The organism is Nonomuraea sp. NPDC050786, from assembly GCF_040654115.1.
Lineage (GTDB): Bacteria > Actinomycetota > Actinomycetes > Streptosporangiales > Streptosporangiaceae > Nonomuraea.
Map to the genome: position 1 here is coordinate 93,582 of NZ_JBFAHJ010000011.1, position 24,246 is coordinate 117,827.

At 71.1% G+C, this 24,246-nt stretch carries 18 protein-coding genes; 7 read left to right on the forward strand and 11 right to left on the reverse strand.

The window, feature by feature from the left end:
• Positions 1 to 153 precede the first annotated feature (153 nt).
• Together AB0H84_RS21765 and AB0H84_RS21770 are read left to right on the forward strand one after the other, a co-directional pair.
• Positions 154 to 2,454, forward strand: coding sequence for a hypothetical protein (locus AB0H84_RS21765; RefSeq protein ID WP_357606807.1), 2,301 nt, complete (start codon positions 154 to 156; stop codon positions 2,452 to 2,454).
• Positions 2,455 to 2,750: 296 nt separating this feature from the next.
• Entirely contained in the window at positions 2,751 to 5,039 is a 2,289-nt protein-coding gene (locus tag AB0H84_RS21770; RefSeq protein ID WP_357606810.1) for a polysaccharide lyase 8 family protein, read from the forward strand.
• A gap of 15 nt (positions 5,040 to 5,054) precedes the next feature.
• Here the strand turns inward: AB0H84_RS21770 and AB0H84_RS21775 are convergent, their stop codons facing one another.
• From AB0H84_RS21775 to AB0H84_RS21785, 3 genes are read right to left on the reverse strand one after another with little or no spacing between them, the layout of a single operon-like run.
• Positions 5,055 to 6,005 (reverse strand): zinc-binding dehydrogenase, encoded by a 951-nt coding sequence (locus AB0H84_RS21775; RefSeq protein ID WP_357606813.1) that lies wholly within the window; start codon positions 6,003 to 6,005, stop codon positions 5,055 to 5,057.
• 44 nt (positions 6,006 to 6,049) lie between these two features.
• Positions 6,050 to 6,877, reverse strand: a complete 828-nt coding sequence (locus AB0H84_RS21780) for a helix-turn-helix transcriptional regulator (protein ID WP_357606816.1) — start codon at positions 6,875 to 6,877, stop codon at positions 6,050 to 6,052.
• Positions 6,878 to 6,882: 5 nt separating this feature from the next.
• Positions 6,883 to 10,038, reverse strand: coding sequence for a BTAD domain-containing putative transcriptional regulator (locus AB0H84_RS21785; RefSeq protein WP_357606819.1), 3,156 nt, complete (start codon positions 10,036 to 10,038; stop codon positions 6,883 to 6,885).
• Positions 10,039 to 10,226: 188 nt separating this feature from the next.
• Here AB0H84_RS21785 and AB0H84_RS21790 point away from each other — a divergent pair, with 188 nt between their 5' ends.
• On the forward strand, positions 10,227 to 11,426 hold the full coding sequence (locus tag AB0H84_RS21790) for a cytochrome P450 (protein WP_357606822.1): 1,200 nt from the start codon (positions 10,227 to 10,229) through the stop codon (positions 11,424 to 11,426).
• A 72-nt stretch (positions 11,427 to 11,498) separates the two neighbouring features.
• On the opposite strand, the gene AB0H84_RS21795 is transcribed toward AB0H84_RS21790, so the two are convergent.
• From AB0H84_RS21795 to AB0H84_RS21820, 6 genes are all read right to left on the reverse strand, one after another.
• Entirely contained in the window at positions 11,499 to 12,581 is a 1,083-nt protein-coding gene (locus AB0H84_RS21795) for a serine hydrolase (protein ID WP_357606825.1), read from the reverse strand.
• A gap of 71 nt (positions 12,582 to 12,652) precedes the next feature.
• Positions 12,653 to 14,053: a HAMP domain-containing sensor histidine kinase gene (locus tag AB0H84_RS21800; RefSeq protein WP_357606828.1), complete on the reverse strand. Its 1,401-nt coding sequence runs from the start codon at positions 14,051 to 14,053 to the stop codon at positions 12,653 to 12,655.
• Positions 14,050 to 14,727, reverse strand: a complete 678-nt coding sequence (locus AB0H84_RS21805) for a response regulator transcription factor (protein WP_357606831.1) — start codon at positions 14,725 to 14,727, stop codon at positions 14,050 to 14,052. The genes AB0H84_RS21800 and AB0H84_RS21805 overlap by 4 nt, the downstream gene beginning before the upstream one ends.
• A 47-nt stretch (positions 14,728 to 14,774) precedes the next feature.
• The gene (locus tag AB0H84_RS21810; protein ID WP_357606834.1) at positions 14,775 to 15,446 is read right to left on the reverse strand and encodes a hypothetical protein; all 672 of its coding nucleotides are present in this window, start codon (positions 15,444 to 15,446) and stop codon (positions 14,775 to 14,777) included.
• A 191-nt stretch (positions 15,447 to 15,637) separates the two neighbouring features.
• On the reverse strand, positions 15,638 to 16,498 hold the full coding sequence (locus AB0H84_RS21815; RefSeq protein ID WP_357606837.1) for a helix-turn-helix transcriptional regulator: 861 nt from the start codon (positions 16,496 to 16,498) through the stop codon (positions 15,638 to 15,640).
• Between the two features lie 91 nt (positions 16,499 to 16,589).
• A complete protein-coding gene (locus AB0H84_RS21820; protein ID WP_357606840.1) occupies positions 16,590 to 17,426 on the reverse strand; it encodes a helix-turn-helix transcriptional regulator in 837 nt (278 codons plus the stop codon).
• A 181-nt stretch (positions 17,427 to 17,607) separates the two neighbouring features.
• On the opposite strand from AB0H84_RS21820, the gene AB0H84_RS21825 reads away from it, so the two are divergent.
• Together AB0H84_RS21825 and AB0H84_RS21830 are read left to right on the forward strand one after the other, a co-directional pair.
• Positions 17,608 to 18,828 (forward strand): MFS transporter, encoded by a 1,221-nt coding sequence (locus AB0H84_RS21825; protein WP_357606843.1) that lies wholly within the window; start codon positions 17,608 to 17,610, stop codon positions 18,826 to 18,828.
• A gap of 142 nt (positions 18,829 to 18,970) precedes the next feature.
• Positions 18,971 to 19,384, forward strand: coding sequence for a hypothetical protein (locus AB0H84_RS21830; RefSeq protein ID WP_357606845.1), 414 nt, complete (start codon positions 18,971 to 18,973; stop codon positions 19,382 to 19,384).
• 34 nt (positions 19,385 to 19,418) lie between these two features.
• On the opposite strand, the gene AB0H84_RS21835 is transcribed toward AB0H84_RS21830, so the two are convergent.
• Positions 19,419 to 20,081 (reverse strand): dihydrofolate reductase family protein, encoded by a 663-nt coding sequence (locus tag AB0H84_RS21835; protein ID WP_357606848.1) that lies wholly within the window; start codon positions 20,079 to 20,081, stop codon positions 19,419 to 19,421.
• 117 nt (positions 20,082 to 20,198) lie between these two features.
• Here AB0H84_RS21835 and AB0H84_RS21840 point away from each other — a divergent pair, with 117 nt between their 5' ends.
• Both AB0H84_RS21840 and AB0H84_RS21845 read left to right on the forward strand, forming a co-directional pair.
• Entirely contained in the window at positions 20,199 to 21,083 is an 885-nt protein-coding gene (locus AB0H84_RS21840) for a LysR family transcriptional regulator (protein WP_357606851.1), read from the forward strand.
• An 860-nt stretch (positions 21,084 to 21,943) separates the two neighbouring features.
• A complete protein-coding gene (locus tag AB0H84_RS21845) occupies positions 21,944 to 23,152 on the forward strand; it encodes a cytochrome P450 (RefSeq protein WP_357606854.1) in 1,209 nt (402 codons plus the stop codon).
• Between the two features lie 6 nt (positions 23,153 to 23,158).
• On the opposite strand, the gene AB0H84_RS21850 is transcribed toward AB0H84_RS21845, so the two are convergent.
• On the reverse strand, positions 23,159 to 24,166 hold the full coding sequence (locus tag AB0H84_RS21850; RefSeq protein ID WP_357606856.1) for an NAD-dependent epimerase/dehydratase family protein: 1,008 nt from the start codon (positions 24,164 to 24,166) through the stop codon (positions 23,159 to 23,161).
• Positions 24,167 to 24,246 lie beyond the last annotated feature (80 nt).

Consider the following 24,246-nt stretch of genomic DNA (forward strand, 5'->3'; position numbering starts at 1 on the left):
CGCCCTGCGCGAGCACACGCCCCCGCCGTACGGAACTGGACACCCGAAAGCCGCGGCTGACGGCGTTATGCGGCCGATATTGATCATCTTTGTGGTCGGTCGCTAGGGTTGGGCGCCTTCGTACACCCTTTCGGCTTCCGCTGAGGATGTTCCGTGCGCCGCTACCGTTTCGGCAGGATCGCCGCGCTGCTCGCAACCGGCTACGTACTCGTGGCTGTCGCGTTCGGCGTCATCGCGCTGGTCACCGGCGACCCCAGACTGCTGCGGCAGCTCGTCGTGGGTGACTGGGACCCGTTCCTGATGCCCTTCACCTGGTGGCTGGAGATCGTCCTGGTCGCGGGCGGGATCCTGCAGGGCTGGGCGTACTGGCAGGTGCTGCGCGGACGGTCGACGGGCGAGCCGCCCGCCGGGGGAAGGCGCGCCGGGCTGCTGCGGGCGGCCCTGTATCTCGGCGTGGCGTCCACACTGCTGTTCCAGCTGCCGATCCCGTACCAGTGGTGGCTGGGTCTGCCCGGCGGCCTGCTGCACATCGCTGTCGTCTGGCTGTTCTTCCTGGTGCTCGCCGGGGTCCTGCCCCGGTGGCTGCGGATCGTCGCGCTGGTGGCGGGGCTGGTCGACGCCGCCGTCTCCGTGGCCGACACCGTGGCCGTCGCTTTGGGACAGTACGACTTCCTGGCGCCCTTGCAGCGGCCGCCGCTGCTCGACGCGATCTATCTGGTGTGGCTGGTGCCGGTCCTGGCCGGGCAGTCCCGGGATCCGCGCTGGAGCCGGGGCACGGTGGTGGCGGGCGCGGTCTCGGCGGCGGTGTCGTTGTCGCTGCCCAGGTCGTCGATGTACGCCTCGATCGGGGGCCGCCTGGACCCCACGACGGTGGTGCACACCGTCGTGGGCCTGCTGGGCGTTTTCGGGATGGTGTGGGCGGCGCGCTCGGCACACGAACTGGGCGGCCCGCCCCAGGCCGTACCGCCATCCCGGGCGCCGGCGACGCGGGCGGCACGGCGGCCGTGGCCGCTCGCCGCGGTGGCGGTGGTGCTCCCGCTGATCCCCGCGGCGTTCAACGTCGCTGACGGGATGCCGGTGTGGACCGGTCCCAGGGGTGTGGTCGAGCACCTCTTCGGCGAATACCTGTCGCAGCCGGCGAGGCTGCTCTGGGTCGGCGTGGACCTGCTCGTGGGGGTTGGCGCGCCCGCCGTGCTCGTCCTTGTCGCCGTCGTCCGCAGGACCAGGCGGCTGCTGCGGGTCACGATGTCGGTCCTGGTCATCGCCGCGGCGGCAGGCGTCGCCTCCGCGCTCACCACGAGGCCCGAGACGGACCTGGACCTGTTCCCCGACATGGTCGAGTCGCGGCTGTCGCACTACCCGCCGGGGCTGTTCGACACGGACGGGAGCGGCCGCATCCTGTTCGGCCTCTCCCCGCTGTGGTACAGCGCCGCGCTCGCCGCCTCCGCCCTCGTCCTGTTCCTCCTGTACGCCGCCCCGCCCGCCGCCCGCATGCGCCGCCACGTCCTGGTGACGGCGCTGGCCACGTCCGTGGCGCTCTGCTTCCTGCCCGCCGCCGACCATTCGCGCGGCCCGGTCACCACGGCCGCGGACTGCTCACCGCAGAAGGGCTGGCGGCTGCCCCAGCAGGCCGAACCCCAGCCGCGTAAGGGCACGCGGGCCTACATCTGCTCGGTACGCGGGAGCCGCGCGCTCCCGTTCGCCGACACCACACCCGACCAGGTGCTGCTCGCCCACGGACGCCGCCTGTGCGGCGCCTACACCCGCAACGACCCGGCCGAACTCGCCCGCATCCGGGCCGTGGAGAAGGTGGACGTACGCGACCTGGAGGGCGTGCTCGCCCCGATCTGCCCGCCCGCCGACGTCGTGGTCCAGGCGGAGGTGGACGAGGAGGACCGCGAGTACGAGGAGTGGGAGGCGGAGGAGCAGCGCAAATGCGACGCCACCCCGCGCCACCGTCCCCGGATCCGGCCCGCGAAGGCGATCCGGCTCAAGGAGCCGGAGTGGCCGGAGGCGGGACTGGAGCTGTACGAGCCGACGGAGGGCAGTGACCCCGCCAACGACGGCGTGTACGGCGCGGCCCCGGCCAACGGCCTGGTCTCCGTGGGCCCCAGTCACGTGATGGTGGACACGCATTCCGATTTCCACGTCTGCGTCACGCTGGAGACGTACACGCGCCGCCCGCCGGTGGAGACCAAGGGCTGGGAGCACGTGGTCGAGGTGGGCTACGAGAGCCCGGAAGGCCAGATGGTCTTCATGGACGGGCTCAGCGGCACCGAGCTGCCCGACCTGTCGCTGAACGGCCGCAAGGGGCACTACCGCATCCGCGTGCACTTCGCCTGGTTCCCCTGGAAGGGGGACGAGTACGGCACCCAGCGGCTGCTGATCATGGCGTACCCGGGAGAAGGCGACAAGATCATCACTTATCGCAAGCCCGCCAAGCCGCGGTCATGACCAAGCGCTGCCCGGGCCGCCGGTGCCACCAGTGCCACCGGTCCCGCCCGTGCCGCCTTCTTGCTCGCGCCTTCACCACTCGTGTAGCTGTCACCGAGCCCGGCCCAGACGAGCGGCGTGGGCGTCGTCGGCGGCGCCGGCCCTCGCAAGCCTCTTTGCGGCCCACCTGGTGCGGTGCCCGTGTTCACCTCCGACGGGCCGGCCGACCACCACGTGGGCTTTCTTGTCCAGCTCCGTGCTCTCCCGGACATATGATCCTTTGATCTGGTGTTTGCCCGATTGTCGGAGAGTCCTCCATGCCCCACCCCCTCACCCGGCGGTCCGCCCTGCTCGGAGCCGCGGCCGTGGCCGGCCTCGCCCTGTGGGACAGACCGGCCGAGGCGGTCGGCGCCCGCGCGTTCGACGCCGCGCGTGAGCGGTGGGTGAGCCTGCTGGCCGGCGGGTCGTACGACACCGCCTACACCGACAAGACGCAGGCGATCGAGGGCTCGGCCAACGCGGTGCTGCGCAAGCTGGCGCCCGCCCCCGACCGCCCGAGCCTCTGGCCCGATCTGCCGCTCGACGACCCCCGGACGGGCAACTTCAACCGCTCCTACAACCGCATGCGCACGCTGGCGCTGGGCTGGGCCACGCCGGGCACCGCCATGCACGGGGACAGGCAGGTCGCCGAGATCGCGGTCAGCGCGCTCGACTTCCTGTACGAGCACGCCTACCACGAGGGGCTCGACCAGCGGGGCAGCAACTGGTTCTGGTGGGAGATCGGCGTCCCCCGCTCGCTGACCGACACCTGCGCCCTGCTCTACGACGGCCTGCCCCAGGACCGCCTCAAGCGCTGGCTGCGCCCGCTGCGCCGCTGGTGCCCCGACCCGGAGCGCCGCGTCAGCCACCCCGGCGTCATCGAGACCGGCGCCAACCGGGCGGGCAAGGCCATGGCGGTGGCGATGCGCGGACTGCTCACCCACGACGCGCGCCTCATCGAGCGGGCCAGGGACGCGGTCTCCGACCTGCTGCGGCCGACCGCGGGCCCGGGCGACGGCTTCTACCGTGACGGGTCGTTCATCCAGCACGGCGTGTATTCCTACAACGGCAGCTACGGCGTGGACTACCTGGAGAGCGTGGCCAAGCTGATCGCCATGCTCTCCGGCTCGCCGTGGGAGATCCGCGGCATCGGGAACGTCTACGACATCGTGGACCGCTCCTTTGTGCCGTTCGTCTTCGACGGGCTGATGATGGACTGCGTACGCGGCCGGCAGATCTCGGTACAGGGCCACCGCGACCACCACTCGGGGCAGAAGGTGGTCGAGGCCATCCTCACCCTGCTGGACTCGGCGCCCGAGCGCCATGCCCGGCGCTGGAGACCGCTGGTGAAGGGCTGGCTCACCCGCAACCAGGTCATCCCCTACGACACGCTCGCGTCGCCGGCGAGCATCGCGAGGGCCAAGGCGCTGCTGGAGGACCCGTCGGTGCCGGTCGGCCCGCGTACGACGGGCACGTACGTCTTCGCCGACATGGACCGGGTCGTGCACCGCCGTCCCACCTGGGCGTACGCGATCGCGATGAGCTCGGAGCGCATCGGCGCGGCCGAGGCCATGAACCAGGAGAACCTGCACGGCTGGTACACCGGCGACGGCATGACCTACCTCTACACCGGCGACCTCACCCACTGGAACGACGACCTGTGGCCCACGATCGACCCGTACCGGCTGCCGGGCACGACGGTCGACACCCGTAGCCGCGCCGACCTCCCGTACGGCAAGCGCCGCCTGCCGCCCACCCCGTGGGCGGGCGGCGTGGCACTCGACGGCGAGTACGGCGTGGCCGCCATGAAGCTCATCGCCGACGGCTCCTCGCTGCGGGCCAAGAAGGCGTGGTTCCTCCTCGATGACGCGGTGATCGCCCTCGGCACCGGCATCAACGCCTCCGATGGCCGCCGCATCGAGACGGTCGTGGAGAACCGCAACACCCACGACACGCATCCGCGGCTGACCCGGGGCGACGGCTGGGTCCACCTGTCCGGTGTGGCCGGGTACGCGCTGCTCGACGGCGTCGAGGCGAAGGTGATCCGCGAGGAGCGCACCGGCCGGTGGCGGGACATCGACAAGGGCGCCACCACGGGCGGCGACGAGACCCCGGTCACCAGGCACTACACGACGATCCTCATCGACCACGGCGTCGATCCGCGCAAGGCGCGCTACGCCTACGCCGTGCTGCCCGACGCCTCCATCGCGGAGACCGCGGCTTACGGCCGGCGGATCGAGATCCTCGCCAACTCCGGAGCGGTGCAGGCCATCTCCCGCGACAACGTGCTCGCCGCCGTCTTCTGGCGGGCGGGGACCGTCGAGACCGCGCATGGGCCGCTCACCGCCGACGGCCCGTGCACGCTGCTGGTCCGCCGCGACCACAAGCGGGTACGGCTCGCGGTCTCCGACCCGTCCAGGACCGCCGACGAGGTGAGGATCACACTCCCCTGGGCGGTGAAATCGGTCAAGGAGAGCGACCGCGGCGTGCGCAGGGCCAGGAGCGCGGTCAAGGTGGAGGTCGGCGGCAGCCGCGGGCACGCCCGCACCGCGGTCGTGCGCGTCTGAACCGCAGGGCTTCGATCAGGAGACCTTGAGCACGAGCTTGCCCGTGGTCGCGCCGGACTCGATGCGCCGGTGCGCCTCGGCCGCCTGATCCAGCGTCAGTTCCTCGACACGCAGGCGCAGGTCGCCCGCCGCCACGGCGGCGACGGCACGGCGCAGCGCACGTCCCGCCTCCTCCGGGAAGGCGGCGGAGAAGGCGGCCAGGTTGAAGCCCGACACGGTCTTGTTGGTGAACCAGAGCTCGTTGGCCGGGATGCCGACATCGTCGGCGCCGCTCGCGTTGCCCATGACGATCAGGCGGCCCATCGGGTTGAGGGCGTCGAGCCCGGTACGGCGCGCCGGACCGCCCACCATGTCGACCACGATGTCGAAGCCGGCGGGGTGCTCGTCGCGGAGCACCACCTCCTGGTAGCCGAAGCCCTTGGCGGTCTCCGCCTTGGCGGGGCTGCCGACCGTGCCGACCACGCGACCCGCGCCGAGCACCCTGGCGGCCTGGCCGAGCTGGCTGCCCACACCGCCGGCCGCCGCATGCACCAGAACGCTTTCGCCGGGCGCGATGCGGGCCACTCTGTCGAGCACGAGGAAGGCGGTGGTGCTGTTGGACGGGATCGCCGCGGCGACGTCCAGGCCGAGGTCGAGGCCGTCCAGCGGGGCGACCAGGTCGGCGGAGGTGGTGACCGTCTCGGCGTAGCCGCCGCTGTCGACGATGGTCAGCGCCGCCACTGGCTGGCCGACGTACAGGCCGGTCACGCCGGGGCCGAGGGCGCGGATGTGGCCGGAGACCTCGATGCCGGGCACGAACGGCAGCGGCACCGGCGCGACGCCCCGCCGGTAGAGGACCTCGGCGAAGTTGGCGCCCGCGTAGGCGACGTCGATGGCGACCTGGCCCGGACCGGGCTCGGGAACCTCCACCTCGGCCGTCCGAAGAACGTCCGCACCGCCGAACTCAGGGATCGTGATTGCTCTCATGCCTACGATCGTGCCGCCGACCAGGGACGATACCCAGACTCCAGTTATCGTGGGTGTGCCACCACCAGCTTGGCGAGCCTGGCCTCGGTCTCCGTGCCGGGCCGGGGGTTGTGCAGCACGAGATGCAGGCCGGGGTGGTCGTTCAGCGGCATCTTCAGGGCTTCGAAGCAGAGGTCGCCGGCCTCGGGGTGGCGGACCGACTTCACCGCGAAGTCGCCGGCCGTGACGTCATGCCGGGCCCAGATCTCGGCGAACTCGGGACTGGACGCGCCGAGTTCACCGGCGATGCGCTCGAACTCCGGGTCGTCGGAGTACTGCGCGGCGTCCGCGCGGAACCTGCCCACCACCTCGGCGGCGTGCTCCGCCCAGTCCAGGCTCATGGCGCGGAAGCGTTCGTTGGTGAAATAGGCGACCAGGCAGTTCTGATCGGTCGAGCCGTACCCGAACACCGCTCGGGCGGCGTCATTGACGGCCACGAAGTTCCAGTGCCTGTTCATGATGTAGGCCGGCCGCGGCGACCAGGCGTCGATCACACGGCGCAGCTCCGCCGCGACCGAGCCGGCCGCCGCCGCGGCGCGGGGCGGCGAGCTGAGGCCGGACAGCAGATACAGGTGCCGTCGTTCGGCCTCGTCCAGCCGCAGCGCCCTGCTGATCGCGTCGAGCACCTCGCTGGAGACCGTGATGTCGCGGCCCTGTTCGAGCCAGGTGTACCAGGACACCCCGACCCCTGCCAGCACCGCGACCTCCTCACGGCGCAGGCCGGGAGTGCGCCGCCGGCCGGCCTCCGGCAGCCCGACGTCGCCGGGGGTGAGCCGGGCGCGCCGCGATCGCAGGAAGTCGCGCAGCTCCGCATGACGGTAGTCATTTGCCACGAATGTCAGGATATGGGGCGCAAGGCAAGGGTGATTTCGGCCAGCTCACGCCAATCCTGCTGCCGGCCGTCACGGGTCGCCTCGGTGAACGCGGCCTCGCCGAGGCGATCCCGCGCGTCCGCGGCGATCCTGGAAGCGTCCGGCTGCGAACGGTCCGGCGTACCGCGTAGGCCGTCGCTTGCCGCGAGCAGTCGCACGGCCTGCTCGCACTCGCCCTGGCGCAGCGCGAGCTCCGCGATCCCGATCAAGACCTCGGCGATCAGCGGCGGATACGTCGTCTCCACCGCCGCGCGGAGCGCCTCGCTCCGATGCGCGGCGGCCTTCTCGAGATCCTCGGTGAGGTAGCCGTACAGGTCCATGGCCCTGGCGCGGGTCAGGTCGCTCAGTTCGCCGTTGTCCAGCATCGTCCGCACCGTGGCCAGGTGCCGGTGTGCCTCGTCCGGCTCGCCGCGCCGGCGCGCCACCTGCGCCTTCGCCAGCTCCAGATCGGCAAGGGTGTCCGGCCAGGCGATCCCGTCCGCGTACCGCTGCGCTTCGGCCATGGCGGAGGTGCTGGATCGCTCATCGCCGAGCAGCCAGTACAGCTGAGCCTGCCGTACCCGCAGGCCGACCACGTCCTCGGTCGAGCCCAGCTCGGTCAGCGCCGCGACCGCCTCTTCGTAGTGCTCGCACGCGCGGGCGAACTCGCCGCGCATGGCGAGCCGGTCGGCCAGGAAGGCCAGCGCCAGCGAGATCCCCATCCGCTCACCCAGCTTGCGGAACTCGGCAAGGGAGGTCTCGGCGTCGATGTCCACGTCCGTCTCGTCGCCGCCGAGCATGAGCCGGAACCGGCCACGAGCGAACCTGGCCTGCGCGCGCACCCAGGGATCGTCGTCGGCGACGAGCGGCTCGAACACGGGCAGGAAATCCGTCGGCTCTCGCAGCATCCGCTCCCACAGCCCGACGAACCTGAGCATGGGGTGGCGGTACCCGCTGCGCTGGGTGAACCGGTGCGCCTCGTGGATCCACTCCTGCGCCTGATACTGATCGCGGCCGGGCCCGGAGGTCAGGAACACTGTCACGATGGCGCACGCCATCGCCCGCACCTCATCGCTCACCTCACCGGGCAGCGAGGCCGCCGCGATGCTCAACTCGGTGCCCTCGGTCCGGTGCCCGGTGAGGTACCAGTACCAGCCCGCGGCCCCGACCAGCCGCATCGCCTCCTGGGCCCATCCCTCGTCGATCGCCCCGCGCAGGGCCGCGCTGATGTTGTCGTGCTCGGCCTTGAGCGTGGCCAGCCATTCCAGCTGCCCGGCCCGGCGCAGGTGCGGCTCGGCCGCCTCGGCCAGCTCGGTGAAGTAGGCGAGGTGCGCCCGGCGCGCCGGCTCGCTCTCCCCGGCTTCGGCGAGCCGCTGCGCCGCGTACTCCCTGATGGTGTTGAGCATCCGGTAGCGCGGCGCGCCGTCGCCGTCGGCGAGCAGCAGCGACTTCTCGATCAACGAGGTCAGCACGTCGAGCACCTGCTCCCCGTCGGATGCCTCGTCGCCGCACACCCGCTCGGCCGCGTCCAGGCTCGCCCCGCCGGCGAACACCGAGAGCCGCCGCAGCACGCCGCGTTCGGCCTCGGACAGGAGATCCCAGCTCCAGTCCACGACCGCGCGCAGCGTCTTGTGCCGTGACAGCGCCGTACGGCTACCGCTGGTCAGCAGCCGGAACCGGTCGTCGAGCCGGCGTGCCAGCTGATCGACGGACATGGTGCGCAGCCGTGCCGCGGCCAGTTCGATCGCCAGCGGCATCCCGTCCAGCGCCCAGCAGATCCGCGCCATGGCCGACAAGGTGTGCGCGTCGGAGCCGATGTCCTTGCGCACCAGACTCGCGCGGTCCCCCAGCAGCCGCACCGCGGGCGAGGCCCCGACCTCCGCGGGCTCCGCTCCCTGCGCGGGCAGGGCGAGCGGCTCGACCTGCCACAGCACCTCGCCGGTGATGCCGAGCGGTTCCCGGCTCGTGGCCAGGATCCGCAGCCTCCGGCACTCCCCCAGCAGCCGATCCGCGAAAGCCGCGGCCTCCTCGATCATGTGCTCGCAGTTGTCCAGGATCAGCAGCATCGCGCGCTCCCGGAGCGCGGTGATGAGCCGATCCATCGGTTCCCCGGCCCGCGCGTCACCGAGCACTGCCTGGTCACGCAGGCCGATCGCGGCAAGGGCGGCCTGGGCGAGCTCGCCGCCGGCCCGCACCGAGGCCAGTTCGACCAGCCACGCCCCGTCCGGCAGCTCGGCGAGCATCGTCCGCGCGGTCTCCGTGGCCAGTCTCGTCTTGCCGGCGCCACCCGCCCCCGTCAAGGTGACCAGCCGGTGCCCGATGGACAGAACGGCGACCGCGGCGATGTCATCGTCCTTGCCGACGAAACTCGTCAGCTCGGCGCGCAGGTTCGTCCTGCGGCTCTCCGCGCGCTCGCCCAGCTCGCCACGGAGCAGCGCGGTGTGCAGCGCGGAGAGCTCGGCCGACGGGTCGGCGCCCAGCTCCTCAGCGAGCCGCTCGCGCGTCCGCTGGTACACGGTCAACGCCTCGTTCCCGCGCCCCGCCTCGGCGAGCGCCCGCATCAACGCCGCCACGAACCCTTCTCGCAGCGGGTACGCGGCGACCAGCTCGGTCAGCTCGGAGACCAGCTCAGAGCCACGGCCGAGGCGGATGTCCGCATCCACCCGATCCCCGAGCGCGGCGACGTGGAGTTCGTCCAGACGCGCGACCGCGGCGTCGAACGCCTCACTGTCTCGCAGGGCGATGCCGGCCATGGCCGTACCGCGCCACAAGGCCAGGGCCGAGCGGAGCAGATCCGCCCGCGCCGCAGGCTCGGCGGCACGGGCCTGACCGACCAGCTGCTCGAACCGGCACGCGTCCACGGCATCACGGGCCACGGCCAGCCGGTACCCACCGGAATCCGCCTCGATCACACCGTCCGGCAGCACCCTGCGGAGCCTCGACACCAGCGCCTGCAAGGCGTTCACTTCGTCCGCGGGCGGCTGTTCCCCCCAGATCCAGTCCACCAGCCTCGTACGCGTGACGATCCGGCCGGGTTCGAGGGCGAGTGCGGCGAGCAATGCGCGCAGCCGAATCCCGGGAACCTCGACCACGGCCCCATCACGGTCATGGACCTCGAACGGTCCGAGCAATCCCACGCGCACAGGGGTAATTGTGCCGAACCGTGACGACTGCCCGCGACCGCGCGCAATCCGCGCGGAGGTCCCGGCGCGATCAGGTCTGATGCGGTGTCGTGTCAGCGGCCGTGTCAGCCCGGCAACGGCCCGATGTCAGGCCGGTCGGCGATGGTGGACCACACCGAAACCCGCTGTCGGAGACCAGAGGAACGACCATGGAACACACCGTCACCGCACTGCCGACCACGCGCCGGCCCGGCTGCCCCTTCGACCCGCCCAAGGAGCTGATCGAGGCCCGCGAGCACGGCCCCATCAGCCGTTTCCCCTTCCCCGACGGACACCAGGGCTGGCTGGTCACCGGGTACGACCTGGTCCGGTCGGTCCTGGCAGACCCGCGGTTCAGCTCCCGCAAGGAGCTCATGCGCCACCACCCGCTGGTCGACCTCGGCGAGATCGAGGTCCCTCCGGCGCCGCCCGGCGAGTTCCTGCTCATGGACGAGCCGCAGCACAGCCGCTATCGCAAGCCGCTGGTGGGCAGGTTCACCGTACGGCGGATGCGGCTGCTCACCGAGCGCGTCGAGCAGGTCACCGCCGAGCACCTGGACGCGATGGAGAAGGCCGGGCCGTCGGTGGACCTGGTGACCGCGTTCGCCAAGCCCATCCCCTCCGTCATCATCTGCGAGCTGCTGGGCGTGCCGTACGAGGACCGGGGCTCCTTCCAGGAGAACATCGACAAGTTCCTCGGCGGGGAGGTCGGCGACGAGGAGCTGATCGCGGCCTACACCGCGACCCAGCAGTACCTCGCGGAGCTGGTGGCCGCCAAGCGCGCCAACCCCACCGACGACGTGCTCAGCGACCTGCTCGACAGCGATCTGACCGACGAGGAGCTGCGGGGGATGGCCCTGATCCTGCTGTCGGCCGGGTTCGACACCACCGCGAACATGCTGGCGCTGGGCACCTTCGCCCTGCTGCAGAACCCGGAGCAGCTGGCGGCGCTGCGCGCCGAGCCCGCGCTCACCGACGGGGCCGTGGAGGAGCTGCTGCGGTATCTGACCGTCGCCAAGACCTTCATGAGGACGGCGCTGGAGGACGTCGAGCTCGGCGGCCGGACCATCAAGGCCGGTACGGCGGTCATCCTGTCGTACAACACCGCCAACCGCGACCCCGAGCGCTTCACCGACCCCCACGTACTCGACCTGCGCAGGCAGGAGGGCGGGCACCTGGCCTTCAGCCACGGCATCCACCAGTGCCTGGGCCAGCAGCTGGCCCGCGTCGAGCTGCGGGTCGCGCTCCCCGCGCTGATCAACCGCTTCCCCACGCTGCGCCTGGCCGTACCGGCGGAAGAGGTTGCCCTGCGCCCGGAGACCGCCGACGTCTACGGGGTCAAGAGCCTCCCGGTCACCTGGGATGTGTGACCACGACCTGCGTCATCCGCCGGCAGCTCGAACGGCGCCTCCCCCGCCCTCGTGGGGAGGCGCCGCTCGCCGTCAGCGGGTCCTGGCCACCTCGGCCGCCACGGCGCGGAAGGCGACGAGGGCCTCTTCCTGATCAGGGCGGCCTCCGGCGGTGGCCGACTTGACGACGACCACGCCGTGCCGGGGTGAGACGTAGATGTACTGGCCGCCGAGCCCCGCCGCCATGAAATCTCCCCCCTCCCCGAGCCACCAGTGCAGGCCGTAGTGCGGGTTGGCCGGGGACGGGGCGGTGGACGCCCTCACCCAGGAGGCCGGGACGACCTGGCGGCCGTCGGCCCGGCCGCCGTGCAGGTAGAGCAGCCCGAAGCGGGCGTAGTCGCGATCGGTGGCGTAGTAGCAGCAGTAGCCGAGGCTGTCACCGTGCGAGTCGTTGCCCACGGTGGCCGTGGACTCCATGCCGGCGGGCTGCCAGATCTTGCGCTGCACATACGTGTGGTACGGCACTCCGGTGGCCTTGGTGACGAGCCGGGCCAGGACGAAGGAGTTCATGCTGGTGTACTCGAACCGGGTGCCCCAGTCCCAGCCGCGCTTCTGCCGGGCGGCCATCCTCCTGATCGGGTAGCCCTTGTTGGCGGCGGCCTGCAGGCGTGGCGCGTCGGTGGCCTCGTCCCAGTCGATGCCGGACGACATGCGCAGCAGCTCGCGGATGGGCACCCCCGCGTAGCCCGAGCCGGCCAGCTCGGGCAGGTACCTGTCCACGGGGTCGTCGATCGAGCGGATGCGCCCCTCGCCGAGCGCGATGCCGACGGCGGCCGAGGTGAACGACTTGGCCATCGACCAGGACTGGAAGCGGGTGGCACGACTGGCGCCCGAATAACGCTCGTCGACGATGTCCTGGCCGTCCAGGACGACGAAGCCATTGGTCTTCGTCCGGGTGAGGAAGTCCTCCAGGGTGTGTTCCTGGCCCTGGTAGGTGTAGGTCACCGAGAGCTTTCTGGGTGCGGTGCGCAGCTCGACGGGATGCGCCGACGGCCTCAGCACGTCGGTGCTCTCCGCCGAGGCCGAGGCTGAGGCCGAGGCTGAGGCTGAGGTCGCGGTCATGCCTGGTACGGACAGCGCGAGCGTCAGTGCGATCGCATAGTGGGTGATGCGCATGTCATCTCCTCCGAAGGGGTTGCTCAGGGCGAGATGGTGACGCGCCTTTCTGGCAGTTGTCTGGCAAGGGGCTATTCCAGCCAGGACCGTGTGGATCGCGGGGGCTGCCGGTCGGTCACGGGCAGGCGTACCTCGGCTCGCGTCCCCGGGCCGTCGAGGCAGGCGTCCAGCGTGGCGGTGCCGCCGTGCAGGGCCGCCTGCTGCCGGACCAGCGTGAGGCCGAGCCCCGAACCCGGGCTGCCGGGGCGGCGGCGGAAGCGGGCGAACATCGCGTCGCGGTGCTCGGACTCGATCCCCGGACCCGCGTCCTGAACGGCCAGGACGACCTCCTCCCCCTGCTCCAGGGTCACGGTGATCGCGGCGTGACCGGACGCGTCGGCGCCGTGGACGGCGGCGTTGTCGAGGAGGTTGTCGGCGACCAGGCGCAGCCCTTCCACCCAGCCGCGCACCCGGACGGCGTCCGGTACGCGGGCGGTGATCGTGGCATGCGGATGACGGTGCCGGGCCGCCTGGACCGCGTCGTTGACGATCTCGGCCAGGTCGGTCTCGGCGAAGGCGGTGGCGTCCAGCAGCTCGCCGTGCGCGAGCCGGCGCAGCATGGTGATGAGCCGCTGGATCCGTCCGTGCTCGGCGACCAGATCGGCGACGATCTCCGTGCGGTCCGCGGGGTCGAGCCCTGGGTGGCCCAGGACGGAGAGGTTCGCGCCCATGCTGGTGAGCGGGGTGCGCAGCTCGTGCGCCGCGGTGGCCGCGAAGGCACGCGCGCTCTCCAGCGCCTCGCCGGTGCGGGCCACGGCCGCGTCGCGCCGGTCGAGGAGGTCGTTCAGGAGGCGGGCCAGCTCGTCGATCTCTGTGACGCCGGCCGTGGTCGCCAGCCGCGTCTCCGCCCGTGACGGCATGCCGATCGTACGGGCCTGGCTCCCGAGCTTCGACAGCGGCCGCACCGCGAACCTGCCGAGCAGGAGCCCCGCGACCACGCCCGCACCGACGGCGATCAGCGTGACCGACAGCAGCCGGTCGCGCAGCAGCGCGATCTGCCCGGCGACGCGCTCGTCCGGTTCGAACAGGACCAGCCGCGCGTCCCCCTGCCGTCCCAGCCGGGCGGCCACGAACCGCCAGCGCCGGTCCCCCTCGGCATGGTCGCCGGGACCCGCGCCCGCCGGGATCACCCCTGGCACATCCCCGATGACCAGCAGTTTCTCGCCGCCTGCCGTGACGCATACGCCGCCCGCGCCGGCGGCCACGGCCAGCCGCTGCCGCAGCCACTCCGGAGGCACGCCGGGCAGCACGCGAGTGCGCCACGCGATCGTCGCCGCCAGCGGAGTCAGCGCCCGCAGCCGCGTCTCGAGCTGGTCGTCGCGCTGGGCCTGCAGGTCCCGGGAGACCCACCCCAGAACGACGAGCCCCGCCACAGCCACGAGCAGCGGGACGGCGACGGCCAGGCAGAGGGCGAAGCGCGTGGACAGCTTCACGGCTCTCGCAGGACGAACCCGACGCCGCGCACGGTGTGCACCATGCGCGGCTCACCGCCCGCCTCCAGCTTCCGTCGCAGATATCCGACGAACGTGTCCACCGCGTTGTCGGTCACCTCGAAGTCGTAGCCCCAGACGCGCTCCAGCAGCACCGGCCGGGGCAGCACGATCCCGGCGTTCCGCGCCAGCACCTCCAGCAGGTCGAACTCGCGCCGCGTCACCTCGATCGCCCGGCCTCGCAACGTGACCCGGCGCGCGTATGGGTCCACGACCAGCGGCCCGACGCGTACCGCCGTACCCGGGGCGGATCCGGCACGGCGTAACAAGGCACGCAGGCGCAGCACCAGCTCACCCAGGTCGAACGGCTTGACGACGTAGTCGTCGGCGCCCGCCGCCAGCCCGGCCCTGCGGTCGGCCACCTCGTCCATGGCCGACAACATCAGCACCGGCACCTGTGACCCGGACTCCCGTAATCGGCCGCACACCTCAATGCCCGACATTTCTGGCATGGAGACATCGAGGATGATCGCATCGGGCCGTCCCTCCACCTGCTCCAGCGCCTGCCGCCCCGATGCGGCGGTGTCCACGGCGAACCCTTCCAGCCGCAAGCAACGCCGGAGCGAGCGCAGGATGGCCGGATCGTCGTCCACGGCCAGGATCCGGTACGCGGTCATCGCGGCAGTCTATTTCGCCCCTGTAGCGACGATCGAGATGTCTTGGATCAGGCCGAGCTCACGGAGCGTCCCGCCTGCCGCTGGTACTCGGCGACCCGAGCGGTCAGCAGGCGCAGCCGGAGGTTGTTGACCAGCGTGACAGCGACCACGCAGCCGGCGACGAGGGCGACCTTGCCGTAGCCGGGGCGGTCATCGGCCAGCGAGCCCACGGTGGCCAGCGCGCCGATGACGATGACGATCCAGCCAAGCCGCAGGCCGGGCGCGATACCGCCGGTGTCGCCGTGCAGCAGCATCTGTCCGCACCGGATGAACTGGATGCCGAGCAGGGCGGGTATCCCGGCGATGAAGCACCCGACGACCATCACGCCGGCGATCGATCCGGCGCTGCTGCCGCTGTCGTGCGGGATCCGATAGGCGGAGACGAGGATCGCGAGGGCTGCGAGGAACCACAGCGAGCTGTAGGCGATGACGGGCACGCCGACGCTGCGGAATTCACGCCGTAGCGCGGGATCGGCCATCGCCGGTGAGGGGGCGAAGCCTGTCGTCCAGTTCGCGATCACATGACGGACCAGCAGGACCGCCGGCACGCCGGCGAGAGCGAGCCCGATGACGAACAGCGGCAGACCCGCCCGGACGTCGCCGTCCAGGAGCTTGCCCAGCCCGAGCGCGAGCGTCAGCACGCCGGTGGCGACGACGAAACGGAGAAGTCGGTGACTCACAAGGCTCCCTGTCACTTGGACCGCACAATGGTGTTCGCGACGCTTGACGGCGTGCCGGGGCATCGTGACAGTCCTTTATGGCATTTCTCTGGCAAGGAGCGGAGGATCGCGACGGCACCTACGCGCCGTACCGTCAGATCGCCGCGCGCCGGCACCGGCCGGGGGCCGGCGGTGCCGGCGGTCCGGGCGGTTCAGCTGGTGGGCGTTCTCCGGCCGGCGGCCCGGGCGGCCAGGAGCTGGAGCGCGGCGTGCGAAGGAGATCCCTCATCGGCGGTGTGCACCACCAGGGCTAGTCCGGGGCTGTCGGGCAGGCGCAGCGTCTCGTAGGCCAGCTCGAGGTCGCCCACCACGGGATGCCGGTACAGGTACCGTCCGTGGCTTTTCTCCTTCACCTGGTGCTCGGCCCACAGCTCGCGGAACTCTGCGCTGGCGGCGGAGAGCTCCTTGATCAGGGCCGCCGTGGAGGGGTCGGCGGGCAGGCGGCTGGCGTCCAGCCGGAGGAAGGCGACCACGTCGCGGGCCCGGGTCGGCCAGTCGGCGTAGAGGTGACGCATGCCCTCGTCCAGGAAGCTCAGCCGGGCCATGTTGCGCTGCGCGGGCGTCAGCGCCCCGAAGTCGGTGATCAGCGCGGCGGCCAGCCGGTTCCAGGCGACCACGGTGGTGTTCTGGTCGACCAGGTAGGCCGGGACGTCGTGGATCGAGGACAGCAGGCGGTGGATGCCCGAGCGCAGCGGCGGGCGGGCGGCGGGTTCGGGTGCGGTGGCCGGGGCCGGTCGGGCCAGGCGGTGCAGGTGTGCGCGTTCGGCCGCGTCAAGTCGCAGCGCTCGGGCCACCGCGTCCAGGACTTCGGCGGAGAAGTGCAGGCTGCGCCCCTGCTCCAGCCGGATGTAGTAGTCGACGCTGACCCCGGCCAGCTGCGCCAGCTCCTCGCGCCGCAGGCCGGGGACGCGACGCCGCTGCCCGTACGTCGGCAGGCCGAGCTCCTCCGGACGCAGCCGGGCGCGCCGAGAGCGCAGGAATTCACCCAGCTCGGCGCGTCGATCCAACACCATGCATCGCAGTATGTCCGAAAAGTCCCGGGTAAGAGCAAACGGCGTCGTACGCCTCCTTCTTCGTACGGGAGAGTGCCAAGCTCGCGGTCTGTCACGAGATGGACCGGAGGCGGCCGTGGGACTGGCGGCCGAGTTGGTCGATGGCCTCGGCCGTCTGGTCGTCGGCCGGGAGGAAGACGACGAGTTGCTGGGCCTCCGCAGGCAGTTCGAGCGTCTCGCGAAGCAGTCGAAGCTGGTGCCCGGCCGGGTGGTTGAGCCGGAGAATGCCGCGTCGCGGCAGCACATGACGCCTCAGGCGGCGGGTGAAGTCGGGCCCGGCGATGGGTGCGAGCTCCGCGGTGAGCCACTCGAGGTTCTCGAGGGACGGCGCCTGCCACAGGTCGAAGGCCTGCTCGTCCGCGATGTCGGCCCAGTCGGCGAAGAACCTCCGGGCGCGGGGGTCGGTGAACAGGTAGCGGTTGAGGTTCGGATGGGCGCCGTCGAGCAGTCCGGTTCCGCCGGTGACCAACCGGTAGCCGCTGGTGTGGGCAAGGACGTCGCCCAGCCGGTTGGTCACGATGGCGACGCCGGGTTCGAGGAGGCGGAGCGTCTGCAGGACAGACGGTCGCACGCGTCGGGACGGTGGCACGGGCCGGATGTGGACGGAGCATTCGTCCGCGGTGATCTTCGCTAGGTAGCGCAGGTGGTTGCGCTCCGGAGGGCTGAGGCGGAGCGCGTCGGCGAGGGCGTTGACGACCGCCGGCGATGGATTGCGGTCGCGGCCCTGCTCGATGCGGGTCAGGTATTCGACGCTGATGTCGGCCCAGGTGGCGAGGTCCAGCCGGCGCAGACCCGGTGAGCGGCGGCGGCCGCGCTCCGGCAGTCCACGGGATTCCGGCTGGATGCTGTCGCGCTTGGCCCGGATGAAATCCCCCAGTGGCGTCCCCACGTCGATACGGTACCGGGCCACTCATTGATCGCACAGTGCCGCGTCCGGCAGTGCAGAGAACGGTACCGGGCCGCCCATCGATCGCACAGTGCCGCGTCGGGCAGTGCGGAGAGTGGCCCTGCGGGGGCCAGCCTGAGCACGGCCTGGCTGTCGGCCGCCGGGCGGGCTGATCGTGGTGCGCATGGAGAATGCGTCGACGCGGCGTTCCGGTCAGGCGTTGCTGATCTGGGGGCTGCTGGTGGTGGCAGCCAACCTGCGGGCGAGTTTGACCGGCGTCGGCCCGCTGCTGGATCAGGTGCAGGCCGATCTGGGCCTGGCCCCGGCCGTGGCGGGCCTGCTGAACACCCTGCCCTTGCTGACGTTCGTGGCGCTGTCCCCGCTGGTGCCCCAACTGGCCGCGCGGTGGGGAGCCGAGCAGCTCCTTGGGGGCGCGCTCGTGGTGCTGACGCTGGGGATCGCGCTGCGGTGGGTGCCGGCGGCAGCCGGCCTGTTCGCGGGAACGGTGCTGATCGGGGCGGGCATCGCCGTGGGCAACGTGCTGCTGCCGAGCCTCATCAAACGCGATTTCCCCACCAAGGTGGGCGTGCTGACCAGCGCGTACGCCACGGTGATGGGCGGTGTCGCGGCAGTGGCGTCCGGGGTGGCGGTGCCGATCAGTGAGGTCGCCCCCGGCGGTTGGTACACCGCGTTGGGCTGCTGGGTCTTGTTCGCGCTGGTGGCTGTCCTGCTGTGGCTTCCTCAGCTGCGGGCCCCGCGGCGTGCCGCGCAGGCGATACGCGGACACCGGTTGCCGTGGGGATCCGGGCTGGCGTGGGCGGTCACGGCGTTCATGGGACTGCAGTCACTGGGCTTCTACGTCGTCGTGACGTGGCTGCCTCAGGTCTTCCAGGACAACGGCATGAGCGCGACCACCGCAGGATGGCTGCTCTTCCTGTTCCAGGCCGTCGCGGTGCTGACCAGCCTGGCGGTGCCCGGCGCGCTGCGGTGGGCACGTGACCAGCGCGCTCTGGCGACGATCTGCTCGGCGGTCATGCTCCTCGGCTACCTTGGGCTGTTCGTGGCGCCGGGAGCGGCGTTGCTGTGGAGCGTCGTCCTCGGGTTGGGCGGCGGAGCCTGCCTCGTGCTCGCGCTGGCCTTCATCAGCCTGCGCGCCCAGGACGCGAGCGTGGCGGGCGCGTTGTCGGCGATGGCGCAGTCGATCGGTTATCTGCTGGCCGCCGTGGGGCCGGTGGTTTTCGGGCTGCTGCACACGGTGAGCTCCGGCTGGCAAGCACCGATCATGTTGATGTGCGTGGCCGCGGCCGGCCAGACGGTCGTCGCACTGGTGGCCGGTGGCGGCACGGTGCGCTCGACCGCCGATCGCGTCCCATCAGCCGGGCGCTGGTCCGGAGGGAAGAAATGACGATTCATACCTCTCCACAGACAATGCGATGCTGTTATGAATTTATGATCCGGAATTAATTTCAACCCGCTATGATAAGTGGCAAAGGTGGCGATTCGCGTTTAGCATCGGCGTTCCTGGAATGACGAAAGGAACGCCTTCCATGCCGGAAACCCCACACGACGCCGGCGTACTGCGCCGCTTCTTCGACGTGTTCGCCCGGGCCGGCGACACCCTCGACACGGACGCCCTGACCGGCTGCTTCGCCGAGGCGTTCCTGGCGGGGGACGCCGCGGGCGCCCGGCCCGTCCCCCGCCCGGCGTTCCTCCAGGCCCTGCCCGGACGGGCGAAGATGTTCGCCGACGCCGGCATCGGCCCGGCCGTGCTGGACTCCCTGACCCATGAGGAACTGGACGACCATTACGTGCTCGCCCGCACCACGTGGACGGCGCACCGCACCGACGGCGGCGACCCCGCCCGCCTGGCCTCGTCCTACGTGCTGCATCGGGACGCGGACGGCGCGTACCGCATCGTGGTCTATCTCAACCACCAGGGGGTGCCCCTGTCGCGTGCCTGACCGGCAACCGATCCCTATGGCGTCGCTACGACGATCATGACAGAGAGGCACCCGGCAGGATCCGGTACTTGAGGTGGGTGACGCCGGGCGCCTCCACGGCCCGGACCTGCTCGAGTCGCACATCCGCGTCCCCGAGGTCGTCGAGGAGGCGAGAACCGCCCCCGAGCAGCACCGGAACGACGTGCAGCTCGAGCTCGTCCAGCAGTCCTGCTGCCAGGTACTGCCGAGCGACGTGGCCGCCGCCCCACAGCATGACGTCCTTGCCGCCTGCGGCCTTCTTCGCCTGCTCGAGCGCCGACTCGATCCCGTCGGTGACGAAGTGGTACGTGGTCCCTCCCTCCATCTCCACCGGATCGCGCGAGTGATGGGTGAGGACGAACACGGGGTAGTGGTAGGGCGGGTTCTCACCCCACCAGCCCTTCCACTGCTCGTCGCCCCAGGCGCCACCGCCGATGGGACCGAACATGTTCCTGCCCATCACCCCGGCGCCGATGTTCTCCAGCGCCTCCTCGAACACCGGTGTGCTCGCGTTCACCTCGCCGCCCTGCTCACCGTGGGCGCGGCGAAAGGCGGCCAGCGCGGCCACCCAGTCGTGGAGCCGCTCGCCACCCTCTCCGAGCGGGTTCTCCTCGCTCTGGTTCGGGCCGGCAACGAAACCGTCCAGCGAGATCGAGATGTGACACCGGAGCTTGCTCATCATGCCTCCTCAATCGGCTCGGCGCCGACGTCCGGCGCCCACACCAGAGAGCATGACCGAAGGTATATATGACGTCTAATGCCAATTCTTCGAAGATCACATAGATATTCTTGATAAATGCTGAACCTGGTCCATCTCAGAGTGCTGGCCGCAGTGGCGCGACACGGGTCCGTGACCGAGGCGGCGAGAGAGTTGCACTACTCGCAGCCGTCGGTGAGTCATCACCTGTCCCGCCTGGAAGCGGCCACCGGTGTCAAGCTCGTCCAGCGGGTAGGCCGTGGGATCCGGCTGACCCCTGAGGGCGAGCTGCTGGCCAACCGGGCCACCGAGATCGTGGGACGGGTCGACGCGGCGACCAACGAGCTGGCCGCGCAGGTCGGGTTGCGGACGGGACGGGTACGCCTCGCCGCCAACGCGTCCGTGCTGAGCACGATCGTGCCGAAGGCAGCCGCCACCTTGGACCAGGCCCACCCGGGACTCGAGCTGATCCTGATCGACCGTCACCCGGTGGAAGCGCTGCACATGCTGCGCGGCGGCGAGGTCGACGTCGCACTCATCTTCCGGTACGCCGGCGCCCCGGTCGAGGAAGAGGAGGAGGGATTCCGCCTCGTCCACATCGGCGACGACCCGATCTACCTCGTAAGCCGGCGACCCGGCGACAGCATCGCGAACCATCGCCACTCCGCATGGATCGGCGGCTGCGAACGCTGCCAGAACGAGCTGGTCGCGCTGTGCCGGCAAGAAGGCTTCACGCCACGCATCGCATCACTCAGCGACGACATGGTCGTCGTGCAGGCCCTCGTCGCCGCCGGCAAAGGCGTCACCACCCTGCCCGGCCTCGCGCTACAAGCCCACCGCCGACCCGACATCCACACCACCGAGCTCACCGGCGCCACCCGCCGGCTCTACGCCGTCACCTACGGCGATCCACCCGACCCGCCCGCCACCGTCGCGCTGATCGACGCCATCCAGGACTCCGCCCCACACCTGCCGAAGCCGTAGCTCTATGGTCGTCACGCGGCCGTCGTCCAGTCGGGCGCCTGCACGGGCCCTTCGTTGTCGCCTTGGAGCACGCGCGCCGATGTGAGCCGGCCGCGCGGCCTATCACCGCCGGAGCGGGGTCATCGGCCCGGCTCCGACGCGGGGGCGGTCCTGACCTCCTCCGCGACGCGGTACCGGGTGGGGCGCACCTACGACGAGAAGTGGAACCGCGGGGTCTTCGGACCGTGCCCTCGGCACCGACCAGGACGAACCCGTCTTCACCCGCACGGGAGACGTGATCGACGTCGCGCAGTCGTCCTTCCACGGCGACGGGGCCGGGCACAGCGGACACTCCTCGGCCACGAAGGCACACGTCGCCCTCTACCGGGCCTGGCGGTCCTGGCCGACCTGCCTGCCCTGTCCGGAGACATCGAGGTGCCGCCCGCGGACTCGGCCTACCGGCTGGCTGCCGAGACCGAACGCGGCGACGCCTTCCCGCTGTCCACCCGTACCTCGGTCACGTGGACCTTCCGCTCCGCCGCGGGCGAGGCCGGCGGGACGGCGGCACTGCCACTGCCGGTGGTCCGGTTCGGTCCGCGAGCTTTCGGTCGAGGTGTCCTACGACGACGGCGCCACCTGTCAGGTGATCCGCGCCTATCGGATCGCCCCCTGAGCCCGCTCTCTAACGACCGGACGGACTTCCCACGGGGGAGAAGTCCATCCGGGAAGCGGATTATGCATGACAAATCCGGAAAATGCCACCACTAGCAATCCTTGATCCACCCGATTTAGCATCGGCACTACCTGATCACCCGCATCTGCCGACACACGACAAGCATGACCGCGCCCGGGACGGTATCCGGCTCGAACGGGGAAGCGCAATGACGACATCCGAGCAGGACACAACCCCGACGCCCACCTTCCCCATGGAGCGGAGCTGCCCGCTCGCACCGCCCGACGAGTATCAGCGGATGCGTGCCACCGCGCCGATCGTCCGAGCCACCCTGCCCAACGGCGCACCGGTCTGGGCGGTCACCCGCCACGCCGAGGCGCGGCAGATCCTCAGTGACCCGAGGATCAGCTCGAACACCGGACGCCCCGAACGGCCTCGCGGACCCGACGACGATCGTCCCGACGACGGCTTCTTCGTCGACATGGATCCACCGGAGCACAGCCGGTTCCGGCGGTTGCTGATCTCGGAGCTCGGCGCCCGTCCGATGGACGCCATGCGGCCGGCTCTCCAGCGCATCGCCGATACCGCCATCGACGAGTTGCTGGCGGCCGGGGCCCCCGCCGACCTCGTCGGTATGTACGCGCGCCGGGTCCCGTCGCGGGTCCTCTGCGAGTTGTTCGGCGTCCCGGCCGGCGATCACGACTTCTTCGAGTCACGGCTGCGGATGCTGTCAGTGACGAGCATGGACCCGAGTGTGGCGGCCCGGGCGTCCAGCGACGTTCGCGGCTATCTGCGGGAACTCATCCGCGGCGCGGAGCGTGAACCGCACAAGGGAATGATCCGGCGGCTGGCCGCCAGGCACCTGCCCACCGGCGAGCTGACCACGGACGAGCTGATCAACATGGGTTTTCTCATGCTGCTCGCGGGTTACGACTCGCCGGCGAACACGATCTCGCTGGGCGTACTCACGCTGCTGCGGCACCCGGCGCAGCTTGCCGCGCTGCGCGCCGACTCGAGCCTGCTGCCGGGTGCGATCGAGGAGATGCTGCGCTTCCACTCGGTGCAGGACTGGGTCAGCTTCGACCGGATCGCGGCCGACGACCTGGAGATCGGCTCCGCGCGGATCCGCGCCGGTGATCGCCTGACGGTGCTGGCCGCCTCCGCCAACCGCGATGAGCTGGCGTTCGAGAACCCCGACGAGTTCGACATCCGCCGCTCCGACCACCACCACGTCGCCTTCGGCTACGGGGTGCACCAGTGCATCGGCCGCAACCTCGCCCGCGCCGAGCTCCAGATCGCCGTCGGCACCCTGCTGACCCGGATACCGACGCTGCGCCTGGCGGTCGGGTTTGAGCAGTTGCCCTTCGCCGACGATGCCCCGTTCTTCGGGCTGCACGCGATGCCTGTCGCCTGGTAGCGGCGCCTACGCGCCGGCGACATAGGCGTCCTCGGCCGCATAGGGGAACCAGACGGCGGGGCCGTGGCGAGCGATCAGATCAGGGAAGACATCCTGCCACCCTCCGCCGCCCGCCTCCGCTTCGGCGACGGCGGCGACCGCCCATTCGATGTCCTGGCGCAGCGCGTCGTCGTAGGAGACGGCATGGCGGTACCCGAGCTCGGCACGGGCTCTGTCCATGCTGAACACGATCGGCTCCGGCACATTCCACGGATTGAAGCCCAGGCCGTCGGGGCGCGACGGGCCCGGGAAGGTGACGATCTCCGCCTCATGGCCCATGACCGCGAAGATCCTGGCGCCGATCTCGGCGACGGTCAGCGGGTCATCGGCGACGTTGAGGACCCGGGCCGCCGGGTGCTGCGCGCACAGATGGATGAGCTCGGCGACGTTCGCGACCGCCGAGGTGGGGAAGCGGCTCCGCCCGTCCTGGGCGAGCACGACGTGCGGCCGCTTGTCCAGCGCGCGCTTGATGAAGGACCAGTGATCCAGCGAGGTGCCGTACGGGCCGTGCAGCACGCCCGTCCGCAGGATGCTGACCGGCAGGCCGGGCGTCGCCAGCAGGAGGCGCTCCAGCGCCGCCTTCCCCGCCGCATAGTCGTGGGTGTCGCGCTCGACCGTCGGCCACGTCTCCGGGATCGGCACCGGCAGGCCGGGAGCCTGGTAGACCGCTCCCGTCGAGATGACCACCAGCGAGCCGACGCGGCCGGCCAGCTGGGCGAGCTGCGCACCGTGGTGCGGGGCGAACGCGACGGTGTCCACGACCAGATCGTGGCCGTCGAGGGCATGGAGCAGCGCCTCGGTGTCGTTCCGGTCGACCTGGACCGACACCGCCCCGTCCGGCACCGCGGCGTCCGGACGGAGCCGGCGGTGCCCGAGGGTCACCGCGTACCCGGCCGCGGTGAGCCGGGCGGCGGTGGCCCGGCCGATCTGCCCCGTGCCTCCGATGATGAAGGCGCTTCGGTCGTGAACCGTCACAAATGGATCTTAACCCGCCACAGTCGAAACCCCCAGGTTCGTCACAAGGAGCGCACAACGCAGCCCCGGCGGTTTGTCGG